The sequence below is a fragment of the Pantoea sp. NGS-ED-1003 genome (genome assembly GCF_000738765.1).
GTDB lineage: Bacteria > Pseudomonadota > Gammaproteobacteria > Enterobacterales > Enterobacteriaceae > Pantoea > Pantoea septica.
Genome location: NZ_JPQA01000004.1, coordinates 397,559 through 414,058 on the forward strand (window position 1 = coordinate 397,559; position 16,500 = coordinate 414,058).

Consider the following 16,500-nt stretch of genomic DNA (forward strand, 5'->3'; position numbering starts at 1 on the left):
TTACTGCGCGTTGTACAGAATCACTGCGGCGGTCGCCAGCAGGTTCAACAGCGTCAACGGCAGACAGACTTTCCAGCCGAACGACAGCACCTGGTCATAGCGTGGACGCGGAAGCGCAGCACGAATCAGGATAAACATCACCATAAAGAACGCCGTTTTCAGGGCGAACCAGATGAACGGCGGCAGGAACGGGCCCTGCCAGCCGCCGAAGAACAGCGTCACAATCAGCGCCGAGACAGTGGTGATAGCCACATACTCGCCGACGAAGAACAGGCCGAACTTCATACCGGCATATTCGATGTGATAGCCGTCCGCCAGCTCCTGCTCCGCTTCCGGCTGATCGAACGGATGGCGGTGACACACCGCCACGCCCGCGATACAGAAGGTCAGGAAGCCGAAGAACTGCGGGATGATGTTCCACAGATGCGCCTGGCTCTCGACGATAGCGGTCATATTGAATGAGCCCGCCTGCGCCACCACGCCCATCAGCGACAGGCCGAGAAACACTTCGTAGCTCAGCGTCTGCGCGGAAGCGCGCATCGCGCCCAGCAGCGAGTATTTGTTGTTGCTCGACCAGCCGGCGAACAGCACGGCGTACACCGCAAGACCCGCCATCATCAGGAAGAAGAGCAGCCCGATGTTGAGGTCGGTCACCATCCAGCTCGGCGATACCGGCACGATGGCGAACGCAAGCAGCAGGGAAACAAACGCGATCACCGGCGCCAGGGTAAAGATAAAGCGGTCGGTAAAAGGCGGAACCCAGTCCTCTTTAAAGAACATTTTGATCATATCCGCGGCGAGCTGCAGCGAACCGCCCCAGCCCACGCGGTTCGGCCCGTAGCGGTTCTGCCACAGACCGAGCAGGCGACGTTCGGCGAAGCTCATAAAGGCGCCGCACGCCACCACGACCAGCAGAATGACGATCGCTTTGACCACGGTCAGAATGATGTCGATAACGTCCGGTGTTAACCAGCTCATTGCGCCGCCTCCTGCAGTTTGTCAATGTGCGCGCCCGCCAGGAACGGCGGCACGCCCGGCATACCCAGCGGCAGGCCAATCTGGCCCGGCTGCAGCGCGCTGGAGATGCGCACCGGCAGACGCAGGGTTTCGCCCGAACAGGTGAACTCCACGGCTGCGCCTGCGTTCACGCCCAGCTTCGCTGCGTCCTGCGGGTTGATCACCAGCATCGGCTGCGGCATACGTTTCTGGAAGACCGGCGAACGCTGAGACATCTCCTCGCTGCCAAACAGCTGGTAGCAAGGCGCCACGCGCCACTGTTCGCCGCCGACGAATGCGGTCGGCACCTCAGTGAACCACGGCAGCGACGCGTCGCCCGCCTCAAACAGACGTACGCCGGGATCGCCGTTGCGCAGCTTGCCGCCCACTTCGGCCTGGAATTTGTTCCACGCCTGCGGGGAGTTCCAGCCTGGCGCCCAGGCGAATGGAATTTGCGAACGCGGCGCGCTCGGCTGGTTGTTGCCTTCCATCGAGAAGGCGAACATGGTGTCCCTGTCCTGCGGCTGACGCGGCTCGTGCACGTTGATATTGGCGCGCGCGGCGGTACGTCCGCTGGAGCGAATCGGCGAGCGAGCCAGTTTCTGTCCGCGAATGCGGAAGCTGGCATCTGGCGCCGCCTCTTTAATGCCCTTCAGCTGCGGCAGCTTCGCCACGACAGCGTCGATAACGTGATCGAGCTGCGTCCAGTCGATATGACGGCTTTCCAGCGCGCTGTGCAGCGAGTGCAGCCAGCGCCAGCTCTCCAGCATCACGATGCTGTGGTCGTAGTAGGCGGGATCGTAAACCTGGAAGAAGCGCTGCGCGCGGCCTTCATGGTTGATCGAGGTGCCGTCGCTTTCGGCGAAGCTGGCGGTAGAGAGCACCAGGCCCGCTTTCTCCAGCGTCGCGGTGCGCTGATGGTCGACCACAATCACGTTGCTGGCGTTAGCCAGCGCGGCATCCACCAGCGCCTTCGGCGCGTGACGGTAGAGATCGTTCTCCAGCACCACCACCGTATCCGCTTCGCCGCTGCGCAGCTGTTCCAGCGCGCTGTCGAGCGTGTTGCCGCCCATCAGGCCCAGACCCATGCTGTTCGCCGCGCCAGCCAGCAGCGTAATGCCGACGTCCGCGCCGCGCGCTTTCAACGCTTTGGCGACGTTCGCCGCCGCTTCGATCATCGCCGTGCTGCCCGAATGGGTGCCGGAAATAATCAGCGGTTTTCTCGCGCCGGCCAGCGCCTGTACCACGACGTCCAGCTTGCCGTTCAGGCTGCTGTCGAAGTCGCTTACCGCAGGCGCGCTCTCATCCAGCGCGCTGGCGATGGCGAAGCCGAGACGCGCCTGATCTTCCACCGGCGCGCGATAGCTCCACGCGGCGATATCGTCGAGGCGGGTTTCGTCGACGTTAGTCACGAACAGCGGATGTTTCGCGTGCTGACCGATATTCATAATTGCGGCGATCTGCCAGTCGGCGACTTTCTGCGCCGCGGCCATTTCGCGCGCTTTGCCTTTCACCGCCTGACGCACCGAGAGCGCCACGCGCGCGCCGACCTGAGTGAGATCTTCGCCCAGTACCAGCACCGCATCGTAGCTTTCCATTTCGCGCAGCGACGGCGTATAGATGCCGCTTTCGCGCAGCACTTTCAGCATCAGCTCAAGGCGCGCCTGCTCGCCCGCCGGCATGCCGGTCGAGAAGTTTTCCGCGCCCACCAGCTCGCGCAGCGCGAAGTTGCTCTCAACGCTGGCGCGCGGAGAGCCGATGCCGATCACGCGTTTCGCCTGACGCAAAACGTCAGCCGCCGCGTTGACCGCCTGTTCCGCATTCAGCTGGACCCAGTCGTTGCCGCGCAGCAGCGCGGGGTGACGAGGACGATCCGCGCGGTTGACGTAGCCGTAGCCGAAACGGCCGCGGTCGCAAAGGAAGTAGTGGTTAACCGTGCCGTTGTAGCGGTTTTCGATACGGCGCAGTTCGCCGTAGCGCTCGCCTGGGCTGGTGTTACAGCCGACGCTGCACTGCTGGCAGATGCTCGGCGCGAACTGCATATCCCATTTACGGTTATAGCGTTCGGAGTGGGTTTTGTCGGTGAAGACGCCGGTCGGGCAGATTTCCACCAGGTTGCCGGAGAATTCGCTCTCCAGCGTGCCCTCTTCCGGACGGCCGAAGTAGACGTTGTCGTGCGCGCCGTAGACGCCCAGATCTTTGCCGTCGGCGTAATCTTTGTAGTAGCGCACGCAGCGGTAGCAGGCGATACAGCGGTTCATCTCGTGAGAGATAAACGGGCCGAGATCCTGATTCTGGTGGGTGCGTTTCGTAAAGCGGTAGCGGCGGAAGCTATGGCCGATCATCACCGTCATATCCTGCAGGTGACAGTTGCCGCCCTCTTCGCACACCGGACAGTCGTGCGGGTGGTTGGTCATCAGCCACTCCACCACGCTTTCGCGAAACTCTTTCGCTTCGCCGTCGTCAATGGAGATAAAGGTGCCGTCGGAGGCCGGCGTCATGCAGGACATGACGAGACGGCCGCGGGTATCCTCGGCGTTCTGGAATTGCTTCACCGCGCACTGGCGGCAAGCCCCAACGCTTCCCAGCGCCGGATGCCAGCAAAAATAAGGAATATCAAGGCCCAGAGAGAGACACGCCTGCAGCAGGTTGTCCGCTCCGTTCACATCATATTCTTTACCGTCTACATGGATTGTAGCCATAGTGAACATGCTTCCGTAAGGCTCGTCAGAGACGAGCGTTAATCATATTCTCGCCCCGGTTGTGGGGCTGCGGCGCAGAGCCGGTTCCGTGTGCTGCGGCGAATTACCAGCGTGCTTTCAGCAGGTTAGGCTGAATACCGCCAATCGCGCGCGTATTGCCGAAGACCTGCGGCGCCATGCCGGCTTCAAACTCTTCACGGAAATATTTAATCGCGCTCTGCAGCGGTTCCACCGCGCCAGGCGCGTGGGCGCAAAAGGTTTTGCCCGGACCGAGCTGGCGGCAAAGCTGTAGCAGGGTTTCGATATCGCCCGGCTGACCTTTGCCCTGCTCCAGCGCGCGCAGGATCTTCACGCTCCACGGCAGGCCGTCGCGGCACGGCGTACACCAGCCGCAGGATTCGCGCGCGAAGAACTCTTCCAGGTTGCGCACCAGCGACACCATATTGATCTCGTGGTCGACCGCCATCGCCAGCGCCGTGCCGAGACGACTGCCCGCTTTACCGATGCTGGCGAACTCCATCGGCAGATCGAGGTGCTGCTCGGTGAGGAAGTCGGTGCCCGCGCCGCCTGGCTGCCAGGCTTTGAAGCGCAGGCCGTCGCGCATGCCGCCGGCGTAATCTTCCAGAATCTCGCGCGCGGTAATGCCGAACGGCAGTTCCCACACGCCTGGATTTTTCACGCGGCCGGAAAAGCCCATCATCTTGGTGCCGGCATCTTCGCTTTTCGACAGGCCTTTGTACCACTCGACGCCGTTGGCGAGGATCGCCGGCACGTTAGAGAGCGTTTCCACGTTATTGACGCAGGTCGGCTTGCCCCACGCGCCCGCGCTTGCCGGGAATGGCGGCTTGGAGCGCGGGTTAGCGCGACGCCCTTCCAGCGAGTTGATCAGCGCCGTCTCTTCGCCGCAGATGTAGCGGCCCGCGCCAGTGTGCACGATCAGCTCGAAATCGAAGCCGGTGCCGAGAATGTTCTTGCCGAGAAAGCCCGCTTCGGTCGCTTCGGCGATAGCACGACGCAGATTTACCGCCGCCTCGATATATTCGCCGCGCAGGAAGATATAGCCGCGATAGGCCTTCAGGGCGAAGGCGCTGATCAGCATGCCTTCCACCAGCTGGTGCGGCATCTGCTCCATCAGGAGGCGGTCTTTATAGGTGCCCGGCTCCATCTCATCGGCGTTACACAGCAGGTAACGGATGTTCATGGATTCATCTTTCGGCATCAGGCTCCACTTCAGACCCGTGGAGAAGCCTGCGCCGCCGCGCCCTTTCAGGCCGGAATCTTTCACTGCCGCGACAATTTCGTCCGGCGCCATGCCGTTCAGCGCCTTTTCCGCGCCGGCATAGCCGTTTTTGCTGCGGTATTCTTCGAACCAGACCGGCTGCTTGTCATCGCGCATGCGCCAGGTCAGCGGGTGCGTTTCCGCAGTACGAATGATCTGTTTGATGGTCATTGATACTGCTCCAATAGCGAGGCGATGCCTTCCGGCGTCAGATGAACGTGCGTATCTTCATCCACCATCATGGTCGGGCCTTTGTCGCAGTTGCCCAGGCAGCAGGTCGGCAGCAGCGTAAAGCGGCCGTCCGCCGTGGTCTGGCCGGGCTTGATGTTCAGATTCTGCTCCAGCGCCGCCTGAATGCCCTGGTAACCGGTGATGTGACACACTACGCTGTCGCAATAGCGGATAACGTGACGACCGACAGGCTGGCGGAAAATCTGGCTGTAGAACGTGGCGACGCCTTCGACGTCGCTGGCCGGAATGCCCAGCACCTCGGCGATGGCGTTAATGGCGCCGTCCGGCACCCAGCCGCGCTGCTTCTGCACGATCTTCAGCGCTTCAATCGACGCCGCGCGCGCATCTTCATAGTGGTGTTTCTCGTGCTCGATGGCGTGATGCTCTTCCGCGCTCAGCACGAAGACCTCGTTCGGGTCGATCGTATGAATGGCAATTTTTTGATCGTGCATAATTAGCGGTCCACGTCTGACATAACAAAATCGATACTACCGAGGTAAACGATCAGGTCGGATACCAGGCTGCCGCGGATCACCGACGGGATCTGCTGCAGGTGCGGGAAGCTCGGCGTACGCACGCGGGTGCGGTAGCTCATGGTGCTGCCGTCGCTGGTCAGGTAGTAGCTGTTGATTCCTTTGGTCGCCTCGATCATCTGGAATGATTCGTTGGCTGGCATTACCGGGCCCCATGAAACCTGCAGGAAGTGCGTGATCAGCGTTTCGATATGCTGCAGCGTACGCTCTTTCGGCGGCGGCGTGGTCAGCGGATGATCGGCTTTAAACGGACCCTCTGGCATATTGTTCAGGCACTGCTCGAGAATACGCAGCGACTGCCACATCTCTTCCATCTTCAGTTGTACGCGCGTGTAGGCGTCGCTGATGCCCGCGCCGACCGGGATCTCGAAGTCGAAGTTTTCGTAGCCTGAGTAGGGACGCCATTTGCGCACGTCGAAATCGAGACCGGTGGCGCGCAGCGCGGCGCCGGTAGTGCCCCATGCCAGCGCCTCATCCATATTGTAGGCGGCGACGCCTTTGGAACGGCCGACCAGCACGCTGTTGCGCAGCGCTGCCTTGTCATACTCTTTCAGGCGCTTCGGCATCCAGTCGAGGAAGTCGCGCAGCAGGCGCTCCCAGCCCTTCGGCAGATCGTGCGCCACGCCACCGATGCGGAACCAGGCCGGGTGCATGCGGAAGCCGGTAATGGCTTCGACCACGTCATAGATCTTCTGGCGATCGGTAAAGGCGAAGAACACCGGCGTCATCGCGCCAACGTCCTGAATAAAGGTCGAGATATAGAGCAGATGGCTGTTGATGCGGAACAGCTCGGAAAGCATTACGCGAATGACGTTGACGCGATCTGGCACCACGATGCCTGCCAGCTTTTCTACCGCCAGTACGTAAGGCATTTCATTGACGCAGCCGCCAAGATACTCGACGCGGTCGGTATAGGGGATGTAGCTGTGCCATGACTGGCGCTCGCCCATCTTCTCCGCGCCGCGATGGTGGTAGCCGATATCCGGCACGCAGTCAACGATCTCTTCGCCGTCCAGCTGCAGGATGATGCGGAAGGCACCGTGCGCCGACGGGTGGTTCGGTCCCAGGTTGAGGAACATAAAGTCCTCGCTGGTGGTGCTGCGCTTCATGCCCCACTCTTCCGGCTTGAAGGTCAGCGCCTCCATCTCCAGATCTTCTTTTTGTTTGGTCAGCGTGAAGGGATCGAACTCGGTGGCGCGCGCCGGGTAGTCTTTACGCAGCGGATGACCTTCCCAGGTCTGCGGCATCATGATGCGCGTCAGGTGCGGGTGGCCATCAAAAGTGACGCCGAACATCTCCCAGGTTTCGCGCTCGTACCAGTTGGCGTTCGGGAAGATTTTCGTCAGCGTCGGCAGATGAAGGTCGTTCTCCGACAGCGCCACCTTGAGCATGATGTCGCGGTTACGCTCGATCGACAGAAAATGATAGAAAACGGAAAAATCCGCGGCGGGCAGACCGGCGCGGTGGGTACGCAAACGTTCATCCATGCCATGCAGGTCATAGAGCATGATGTACGGCTTAGGCAGCTTGCGCAGGAAGGTCACGATCTCCAGCAGCTGCTCGCGCTTCACCCAGACCACGGGAATGCCCGTGCGGGTTGGCTGAACGGTAAAGGCATCCGGCCCAAAACGGTTACGCAGCTCGCCGATCACCGGGTCATCCAGGTGATCCCGGGTTTGCCATGCAGGCTGAGCGAGATCGTGCGTGGTTAAATCTGTCATACGTTACTCACCATTCCGGCCTGTCGCCAGGCACTCAAAAGAAGGCGTCAGGATGGGGCCGCGCATTAAATTGTGATGTTTTGCCGCGGGTGTGGAATCCATCCATGTACGGTGTTCTTACACTTCGTCAGGCGTGCGAAGATTGGTAACAGCGATGCGCTCGCCGCGTTTTCTCTCACGTTCCGACTGCATATTGGCGCGATAAACGCCCTGATCGCCGACGACCCACGACAGCGGGCGACGCTCTTTGCCGATCGACTCGCGCAGCAGCAGCAGCGCCTGCATATAGGCTTCCGGGCGCGGCGGGCAGCCGGGAATGTAGACGTCAACCGGCAAAAACTTATCGACGCCCTGCACCACAGAGTAGATGTCGTACATGCCGCCGGAGTTAGCGCAGGCGCCCATCGAGATCACCCACTTCGGCTCCAGCATCTGGTCATAGAGACGCTGAATTACCGGCGCCATTTTGGTGAAAGGCGTACCGGCGATCACCATAAAGTCCGCCTGACGCGGCGAGGCGCGCATCACTTCCGCGCCGAAACGCGCGACGTCGTGCACGGCGGTAAAGGAGGTGGTCATCTCTACGTAGCAGCAGGACAAACCAAAGTTATAGGGCCACAGAGAGTTCTTACGGCCCCAGTTCACCATGTCATGCAGGGCATGCTCGAGCTTGCCCATGTAGACGCTGCGATGAACGTGCTGCTCAAGGGGATCGGCAACGATCTCCTGTTTTTGCAGAGGATAACGGTCGTTCTCACCACCGTTGGGGTCTATGCGGGTGAGCGTATAGTCCATCAGATTGCCTCGCTTTTACTGCTTATGAGGGTTGGTGTGACCGATCGGGCTGGATTTGACCACCACGCGACGACGTGCAGGCGCCCAGTCCAGCGCGCCGATACGCACCAGATAGACCAGCCCCGCCAGGAGCACCAAAATGAAAATTGCGGCTTCGACAAAGCCGACCCAGCCGCTTTCGCGGATTGAGGTCGCCCATGCGTATAAAAAGAGCGCTTCTACGTCGAAGATGACGAAGAACATCGCGACGAGGTAGAACTTCGCCGAGAGGCGGATATGGGTGTCGCCCACAGATTCGATACCGGATTCGAACGGCGTCTCTTTATGACGCGCGCGGGCGCGGCCGCCTAAGAGCCATCCTCCGGTAAGCATAAAGGCGCAAAGGCCGAAAGCGATAATGACAAATATGATAAACGCCCAGTGATGAGCGACGACTTCGGTGGCTGTTGACATACTCTTTGCTTACTCATCAAAAGTGGCGATGGCATCCTGCGCGGGTCACTTGCAGCAAACGCACCACATCGATTCAAGGGAAGGAAAAAAACCTTATAAATTATGCTGTCATTATCAATTAGGCAGCAATTTTATGGGGTCTTTTACTCCTTTCTATAACCTTTTGTCAACTTTGACAAAAGTATCCAAACATTATTTTACACGCGCATCAAAATTTTAACATATGATGCGCGCGTTGCCAGCTAAATCGCTTCAGTCTGTATGGTCTTTTAGAATGTAGCGTGAATTCAAATGCATGGATCGTGCATTTATCCAACGTATTCTGGCAGGCTTTAGCGCTTTTTCCTTCCCCTTGTCAGGGGTATTTTTTTGATCCAGGACACAAAACTGGCCTTTTTGTCCTTTTTTTCAGCAAATGTCGCTCAAATACGGAACAGAGTTTTCACATCTTCAGACAAAGAATTTCATCTTTACCCTGATCGAAATGGCGTTTTAGTTTGTTAATGCAGGAAAAGCGCTTGAGGGCGGACATGGCGAGACAACGGCCTTTTAGGCGGATAAAAAAAGCCCTTCGATGCAAAAGCATAACGAAGGGCTTTTTTATTACAGTTTTAACAACTGGCAGGCGGAACAAACAGGAACGGGCAATCGTCTCTGCCGGTTACTCTTCATCATCCAGCAACAGCGTCCCATCTGGGTTGGCGCTCAGATTGTAGGGATCGTTGGTGGACTGCATGGCGTTGAAGATCGCCAGCGCCAGTTCGTTATCGCTGTCAGCATTACGGCACAGCAGGTACTGCGTATCCGGCAGCACTGGCAGCCCTTCCGCCGCGCCCATGACGCGCAGTTCCGGACTCATCATCTCCACCGGACGTGCCGTCACGCCAAGGCCCGCTTTGACCGCGGCGCGTACCGCAGCCAGCGTAGAGGCGACGTAGGAGATACGCCACGGAATGCCCGCTTCGTTAAGGTGATCGATCGCCATATCGCGGTACGGACTCGGTTCGTCCAGCAGCACCAGAGGAATCGCTTCGCCGCGCTGAAAGATATAATCCGCCGCGCAGTACCACAGCGTCGGCGACGTACGCAGCACCTGATGGGTAAAGCTGCCGGGGCTTGAGGTGGTCACAACCAGATCGACCTCGCCCTGGTTCAGCATCTCCATCATAAAGGGATTGCGTTTTACGCGGACGTCGATCGCCAGCTTCGGATAGACCGATGTCACGCGGTTAAGCAGGAACGGCAGGATGGTGTCGGAGGTATCATCTGAAGCGCCGATGGTCAGCACGCCCTGGATGTTGCTGTACATCAGCGATGTGCAGGCCTCGTCGTTGAAACGCAAGATTTTCCTGGCGTAGCCTAAAAGCTGAATACCGTGCTCAGTTAATAATTTATTACGTCCATGTCTGGCAAACAGCTCTTTACCTACCAATTGCTCCAGACGCTGCATCTGCTGGCTGACGGCCGACTGGGTTCGGCATACAGCGGCAGCCGCCGCCGCAAACGTGTTCAGGTCAGCAACGGCAACAAACGTTCTCAGCAGATCGAGGTCGAGATTCAGTATCGGACGATTTGCATTAGTCATGTTTTCTTCACTTATAAGATTTTTAAAAAACTACTACCCTGGTGTTATTACGCTACTTATCAAAGAGATAAGTGGTAATGATGCTCATTGCCGGTCCTGTGTGAGACCGTCAAAGAAATTCGTGTCAGGCGTATACCGACAAACGCGCATCCCGAAAAAGCGGGAAAGCAGCGTTGAGTAGACAGAAACAACTTCTGGACCGACAGCGCGGGAGCGCAATTGCAGGAAGCTGCGTTGGTGTCTAGGGTTCCGTACCTAAAGCGGACGGAAAAAGCCAGCTACGGGATTATGAATTGCGTAGCAGCTAAATGCGACAAATAATAAATTATACTTAATCATTTTTAACTTCAAAATGGAAATGATTTTGTGAAAAGCATCGTAATTTTTGACCAGATCGCATTTCAGGCCCATCCTGGCACACCGCTGCACAATTTTTAACCGCCCTGTTTCTGAAAGTCGAGATAAAGTGCGAAGATACGCCTTAAATACCTTTTATCAGGTATGGATTGGCCCTTTCGCGCAGGGAACTTTTCCGGCTATTTACAGGCGTTAAGGCGACCTGACGGGCGCGATCGCCTCCCGGTTGGCTTATCCTGCTAACAAGCCGGGGGGTTTTATGAACATTCATATAAAATAGCTTAACTATTTCCCTGTTCATCTAATTGCCTCAGCGCTCATATTTTAGCCGGAAACTTCGCCATTGCTTCTCTGCGCGTCGGACAGCGCTGTTTACAGTCAAAATCGCACGGGCCAGAGAAAAATATCGTTCATTAACTAAAAATCAGTTTTTGTAACCAGTTAATTGCAAAGAAATTATGCTTTACCCCATGGCTGCCGCAAAAAGATGGCAAAGACGCCAAAACCTGCCGCCGCCCTTCTTTTGTCGCATTGAGGAGAGTACATTGTGCTGGTTTGATTTCTGCGGCAGTAAAAGGATTCTGCCCATAAAGGCGATTAAAAATGACTTTTCAAATTGATAAATCCGGCAAGCTGGAAAACGTCTGTTACGACATTCGCGGGCCGGTACTTAAAGAGGCTAAACGTCTCGAAGAAGAAGGTAACAAAGTTCTTAAGCTCAATATCGGCAACCCCGCGCCTTTCGGTTTCGAAGCGCCGGATGAAATTTTGGTCGATGTTATTCGCAACCTGCCGAGCGCGCAGGGTTACTGCGATTCAAAAGGGCTCTACTCGGCGCGTAAAGCCATTATGCAGCACTACCAGGCGCGCGATATCCGTGATGTCACGGTCGAAGACATCTACATCGGCAACGGCGTTTCCGAACTGATTGTGCAGGCGATGCAGGCGCTGCTGAACAGCGGCGACGAGATGCTGGTGCCCGCGCCCGACTATCCGCTCTGGACGGCGGCGGTGTCGCTCTCCAGCGGCAAAGCGGTACACTATCTGTGCGACGAATCGTCCGACTGGTTCCCGGATCTCGACGATATTCGCAGCAAAATCACGCCGCGCACCCGCGGCATCGTGATTATTAACCCGAACAATCCCACCGGCGCGGTCTACAGCAAGGAGCTGCTGCTGGAGATCGTCGAGATCGCGCGTCAGCATAACCTGATCATTTTCGCCGACGAAATCTACGACAAGATCCTTTACGACGCCTCGCAGCACCATTCGATCGCCGCGCTGGCACCCGATCTGCTGACCGTGACCTTTAACGGCCTCTCGAAAACTTATCGCGTAGCCGGTTTTCGTCAGGGCTGGATGGTGCTTAACGGGCCGAAGAAACATGCGAAAGGCTATATCGAAGGGCTGGAGATGCTGGCCTCGATGCGCCTGTGCGCCAACGTGCCGGCGCAGCATGCGATCCAGACCGCGCTGGGCGGCTATCAGAGCATCAGCGAATTCATCGCGCCGGGCGGCCGTCTCTACGAGCAGCGCCAGCGCGCCTGGGAGCTGATTAACGATATTCCCGGCGTCAGCTGCGTGAAGCCGAACGGCGCGCTCTATATGTTCCCGCGCATCGATGCGAAGAAGTTCAACATTCACGACGACCAGAAAATGGTGCTGGACTTCCTGCTGCAGGAAAAGGTGCTGCTGGTGCAGGGCTCCGCCTTTAACTGGCCATGGCCCGACCATGTGCGTATCGTTACCCTGCCGCGCGTCGACGATCTGGAGATGGCGATCGGCAAGTTCGACCGTTTCCTGCAAGGCTATCGCCAGTAAAACCCGCCGCGTATACTGACAGCATTTGGGGAAGCGCGACGCTTCCCCCGTTGCTGACAGGATAACGCATGACCCGAAGCCACTTTTTCGCCCATCTCTCCCGCCTTAAACTGATCAACCGCTGGCCGCTGATGCGCAACGTGCGCACCGAAAACGTGTCGGAGCACAGCCTGCAGGTCGCGATGGTGGCGCATGCGCTCGCCGTGATCAAAAACAAAAAATTCAGCGGCGCGCTTAACGCCGATCGCATCGCGATGCTGGCGCTTTATCACGACGCCAGCGAAGTGCTCACTGGCGATCTGCCGACGCCGGTGAAGTATTACAACGCGCAAATCGCCCATGAGTATAAAAAGATTGAGAAGATCGCCCAGCAAAAGCTGATCGAGATGCTGCCGGAAGAGCTGCAGGAGGAGTACCGTCCGCTGCTTGACGAGCACCAGCACAGCGAAGAGGAGCAGTCGGTGGTGAAGCAGGCGGACGCGCTCTGCGCCTACCTGAAGTGCCTTGAGGAGCTCTCGGCCGGCAATAACGAGTTTCTGCTGGCCAAGGCGCGTCTGGAGAAAACGCTGCAGCAGCGTCGCACGCCGGAAATGGACTATTTCGTCGAGGTGTTTATTCCCAGTTTTAGCCTCTCGCTGGATGAGATCTCGCAGGATTCCCCGCTGTAAACCGGCGGCGTTTCGCGCCGCCGGTTGCGCTCAGCTTTGCAGATGCAGAGAGAAGCCGCCTTCGGCATGCGGCGTGACCCGCAACGAGGCCAGCGAATTAAGCTGCATCAGGGTTTCGCCGAGGCGCGGCGTATCGGCGGGCGGGTTGATCGCGATCACGGCGCAGCCGGCGTCCAGTCCAGAGAGAATGCCGGCAGGTGCGTCTTCGACCACCACGCACTTTTCCGCCGCCAGCCCCAGTTTTTCCGCGCCCAGCAGATAGGGATCCGGCGCGGGCTTGCCCTTCTCCACCTGTTCGGCCGTGATAAATACCGACGGCAGCGGCAGCCCGGCGGCCTTATGGCGCGCGTGCGCCACCGGAACCGAGCCGGAGGTCACGATAGCCCAGGGGATCTGCAGCACGTTTAAGCGCGTCAGCAGCGCGTGCGCGCCCGGCAGCGCCCGCACGCCGTCGGTGTCCTGCGCTTCGTTTTGCTCCAGCGCGCGAAACTCCGCCTGAATCGCCGCTTCCGGCTGGCCCGCCATAAAATGGCGCAGCGAGGCGATCGCCTGCTTGCCGTGAATAAAACTCAGGATCTCCTCGGACGCGATGCCGTGCCGCGCGCCCCAGCTGCTCCACGCACGCTCTACCGCTGGCAGCGAGTCCACCAGCGTGCCATCCAGATCAAACAAAAAACCGCTATAGGTCACAAGACGCTCCCGTCAGGCGTTAATAATCTGCGCGATTTCCGTCGCGCTGAGATGATATTGACGCGGACAAGTGTGCCACACCGCCAGCATACGTCGATACTTTTCCCACATCGGCGTCTGCGCATTGAAGCCGTGCGTGCCGGAATCAAAGTGGGTATAGCGCCCTTCGGTATTGACCATAAAGCGCACGTAGCCGAGATAGCGTGCTTCCGTGGCGGCATCAAAGCCGAGGAAAGCGAGACGGCGTTCGTCCAACGAGGATTTATCGCCAAGATTCGACCAGGAGACGTGCAGCGCATGGTGCATCTCCATAATGTCGATAATGGTGCGGCAGGTCTCTTCCGTCAGTTCGCCGAACTCTTTATCCAGCTCGCGCATCTGCAGCCCGTAGCCGCGCTCGATAATGGTCTGATAACGGCGATAGCGCTCGGCGTTGTCCGGCTCCAGCATGGCCATCATTTTGTACTGGTTAGAGAGAATCAGACGCTGCGCGTGGGTCATTTCCATCGTAGGCTCCTGGGCCGACAGGCCGCTCAAGTATTAGACGGAAAATAGTGGCATGAGGCGGGTGATGCGGGTATGCCCGCATCACTTTTCTTTGATTTGGACCCGGTTGAGCGACAAATTCTCTCTGCGGGAAAAAGGCGGTGATCAAAGATCGTCGAGGAAGGTGCGATCCAGCTGCTTAAATGCCCGCTTTAACAGGTCGGCCAGCGCCTGATAGGTCGGCTTGCCCTCGACCGGCGCAATCGCCTGACCCGCTTCTTCCAGGCGGGCGCGCACTTCATGGAACCAGTGCAGCAGCGTAGGCGGCAGCGGTGTCACCGAGCGTTTGCCCAGCCACCACAGCCCCTGCATCGGCAGACTGCAGGCGAAGAGCGCGGTCGCGACTGCCGGGCCCAGCTGCCCGCCAAGCGCGATCTGCCAGCTCAGCGTGAACACTGCCAGCGGCGGCATAAAGCGGATGGCGAAACGGGTTACGCTCGAGACGCGGTTTTCAGGAAAGATCGGCGCGAGGCGTTTGTCATTCGGCCAGGTCTTCATATAGTGCTGACCGTTTTGAAAAATACGGAACCAGCCAGTATTGCCAGAATCATTCGCCATGGCGGACCTCAACTAAAACTGCAAAAAATAAAATTATTTTATATCTACACAACTTTACGTGACATCCTTCAAAATTTTTTGTCTTTAAAGGGCAGTCTCGCTATTCTGACCCCGCCTCAATAACCTACTGGAAGCGGGTAAAACGTAAATCACAAACGTAGCGGCCAGCTTTCGCTAAGCAAATTTCAAAAAATTGCGTAAAATTACCGAAATTTTTTTGCGGAGACGCAACATTTTGACTACCGCAACAGGGTTATGATTAAGCTCCCCGCATTCATGGGCTACGCTGATAGTCTGATTGCCTTTTTTTTAGCCACTTTTAACAAATAGGTACTTCCATGTCGAGTAAGTTAGTACTGGTTCTGAACTGCGGCAGCTCTTCACTGAAGTTCGCCATCCTGAATGCCGCCAGCGGAGAGGAATACCTGTCCGGCCTGGCTGAATGCTTCCATCTTCCGGAAGCGCGCATTAAGTGGAAACTGGACGGAGAAAAACACGAAGCCCCTCTAGGCGCCGGCGCCGCACACAGCGAAGCCCTGAATTTCATTGTTAAAACTATTCTGGCACAAAAACCAGAGCTGTCGGCACAAATTGCTGCAATTGGCCATCGCATCGTGCATGGCGGCGAGCAGCTGACAGAATCGGTCATTATTACCGACGCCGTGGTGCAGGGCATCAAAGACAATGCCTCTTTCGCACCGCTGCATAACCCGGCGCATCTGATCGGCATCGAAGAGGCGATGAAAAACTTCCCGCACCTCTCCGACAAGAATGTGGCGGTTTTCGACACCGCTTTCCATCAGACTATGCCGGAAGAGTCCTATCTCTACGCCCTGCCTTACCGTCTTTATAAAGAGCATGGCGTTCGCCGCTACGGCGCGCACGGCACCAGCCACTACTACGTCACGCACGAAGCGGCAAAAATCCTGAACAAACCGGTCGACGAGCTCAACATCATTACCTGCCACCTCGGCAACGGCGCCTCGGTGGCGGCGGTGCGTAACGGCAAGTGCGTCGATACCTCAATGGGTCTGACGCCGCTGGAAGGTCTGGTGATGGGCACCCGCAGCGGCGACATCGATCCGGCAATCGTCTTCTATCTGCACGATACCCTGGGCATGAGCGTCGACGCCATCAATAAGCTGCTGACCAAGGAGTCCGGCCTGCTGGGCCTGACCGACGTCACCAGCGACTGTCGCTACGTCGAAGACAACTACGAAACCAAAGAGGACGCGAAGCGCGCCATGGATGTTTTCTGCCATCGTCTGGCAAAATACATCGGCAGCTACAGCGCTATGATGGAAGGCCGTCTGGATGCGGTGATCTTTACCGGCGGCATCGGTGAAAACGCGGCGATGGTCCGCGAACTGTCGCTCAAAAAGCTGGGCCTGCTCGGCTTTGAGGTCGATCATGAGCGCAACCTGGCGGCGCGCTTCGGCAAATCCGGCTTTATCAATAAAGAAGGCACCCGCCCGGCGATTGTCATCCCCACGAATGAAGAGCTGGTGATCGCCCAGGATGCGGCGCGTCTTACCGCCTGATGTTTCCTTCACCGTCAGCTTCGG

The 16,500-nt window shown here is 57.8% G+C and carries 14 protein-coding genes; 3 read left to right on the forward strand and 11 right to left on the reverse strand.

Annotated elements, in window-relative coordinates:
- The 8 genes from nuoH to lrhA form a co-directional block, all read right to left on the reverse strand.
- Complete coding sequence (nuoH, locus tag JS46_RS10430; protein WP_033750471.1) at positions 1-978, reverse strand: NADH-quinone oxidoreductase subunit NuoH; 978 nt, start codon at positions 976-978, stop codon at positions 1-3.
- Positions 975-3,698, reverse strand: coding sequence for an NADH-quinone oxidoreductase subunit NuoG (gene nuoG, locus JS46_RS10435; protein WP_033750474.1), 2,724 nt, complete (start codon positions 3,696-3,698; stop codon positions 975-977). The genes nuoH and nuoG overlap by 4 nt, the downstream gene beginning before the upstream one ends.
- Before the next feature lie 103 nt (positions 3,699-3,801).
- A complete protein-coding gene (nuoF, locus tag JS46_RS10440; RefSeq protein WP_187143684.1) occupies positions 3,802-5,142 on the reverse strand; it encodes an NADH-quinone oxidoreductase subunit NuoF in 1,341 nt (446 codons plus the stop codon).
- Between the two features lie 2 nt (positions 5,143-5,144).
- The gene (gene nuoE, locus JS46_RS10445; RefSeq protein WP_033750480.1) at positions 5,145-5,660 is read right to left on the reverse strand and encodes an NADH-quinone oxidoreductase subunit NuoE; all 516 of its coding nucleotides are present in this window, start codon (positions 5,658-5,660) and stop codon (positions 5,145-5,147) included.
- A gap of 2 nt (positions 5,661-5,662) precedes the next feature.
- Complete coding sequence (nuoC, locus tag JS46_RS10450; RefSeq protein WP_033750485.1) at positions 5,663-7,462, reverse strand: NADH-quinone oxidoreductase subunit C/D; 1,800 nt, start codon at positions 7,460-7,462, stop codon at positions 5,663-5,665.
- A gap of 117 nt (positions 7,463-7,579) precedes the next feature.
- Entirely contained in the window at positions 7,580-8,257 is a 678-nt protein-coding gene (locus JS46_RS10455) for an NADH-quinone oxidoreductase subunit B family protein (RefSeq protein ID WP_033750488.1), read from the reverse strand.
- Positions 8,258-8,272: 15 nt separating this feature from the next.
- Positions 8,273-8,710 carry an NADH-quinone oxidoreductase subunit A gene (locus tag JS46_RS10460; RefSeq protein WP_033750490.1) on the reverse strand — a complete coding sequence of 146 codons (438 nt, stop codon included), beginning with the start codon at positions 8,708-8,710 and terminating at the stop codon, positions 8,273-8,275.
- Between the two features lie 661 nt (positions 8,711-9,371).
- Positions 9,372-10,295: a transcriptional regulator LrhA gene (gene lrhA / locus JS46_RS10465; protein ID WP_033750492.1), complete on the reverse strand. Its 924-nt coding sequence runs from the start codon at positions 10,293-10,295 to the stop codon at positions 9,372-9,374.
- A 960-nt stretch (positions 10,296-11,255) separates the two neighbouring features.
- Between lrhA and JS46_RS10470 the strand changes: the two genes are divergently transcribed.
- Positions 11,256-12,473, forward strand: coding sequence for a pyridoxal phosphate-dependent aminotransferase (locus JS46_RS10470; protein ID WP_033750497.1), 1,218 nt, complete (start codon positions 11,256-11,258; stop codon positions 12,471-12,473).
- A 68-nt stretch (positions 12,474-12,541) separates the two neighbouring features.
- Complete coding sequence (yfbR, locus tag JS46_RS10475) at positions 12,542-13,141, forward strand: 5'-deoxynucleotidase (protein WP_033750499.1); 600 nt, start codon at positions 12,542-12,544, stop codon at positions 13,139-13,141.
- Positions 13,142-13,171: 30 nt separating this feature from the next.
- Here yfbR and JS46_RS10480 read toward each other — a convergent pair whose 3' ends face one another.
- The 3 genes from JS46_RS10480 to yfbV form a co-directional block, all read right to left on the reverse strand.
- A complete protein-coding gene (locus tag JS46_RS10480) occupies positions 13,172-13,831 on the reverse strand; it encodes a sugar phosphatase (RefSeq protein WP_033750502.1) in 660 nt (219 codons plus the stop codon).
- 12 nt (positions 13,832-13,843) lie between these two features.
- Positions 13,844-14,338 carry a YfbU family protein gene (locus JS46_RS10485; RefSeq protein ID WP_033750503.1) on the reverse strand — a complete coding sequence of 165 codons (495 nt, stop codon included), beginning with the start codon at positions 14,336-14,338 and terminating at the stop codon, positions 13,844-13,846.
- Positions 14,339-14,482: 144 nt separating this feature from the next.
- On the reverse strand, positions 14,483-14,935 hold the full coding sequence (gene yfbV / locus JS46_RS10490; RefSeq protein WP_033750506.1) for a terminus macrodomain insulation protein YfbV: 453 nt from the start codon (positions 14,933-14,935) through the stop codon (positions 14,483-14,485).
- A gap of 338 nt (positions 14,936-15,273) precedes the next feature.
- On the opposite strand from yfbV, the gene ackA reads away from it, so the two are divergent.
- Positions 15,274-16,476 carry an acetate kinase gene (ackA, locus tag JS46_RS10495; RefSeq protein ID WP_033750509.1) on the forward strand — a complete coding sequence of 401 codons (1,203 nt, stop codon included), beginning with the start codon at positions 15,274-15,276 and terminating at the stop codon, positions 16,474-16,476.
- The last annotated feature ends 24 nt before the right edge of the window (positions 16,477-16,500 follow it).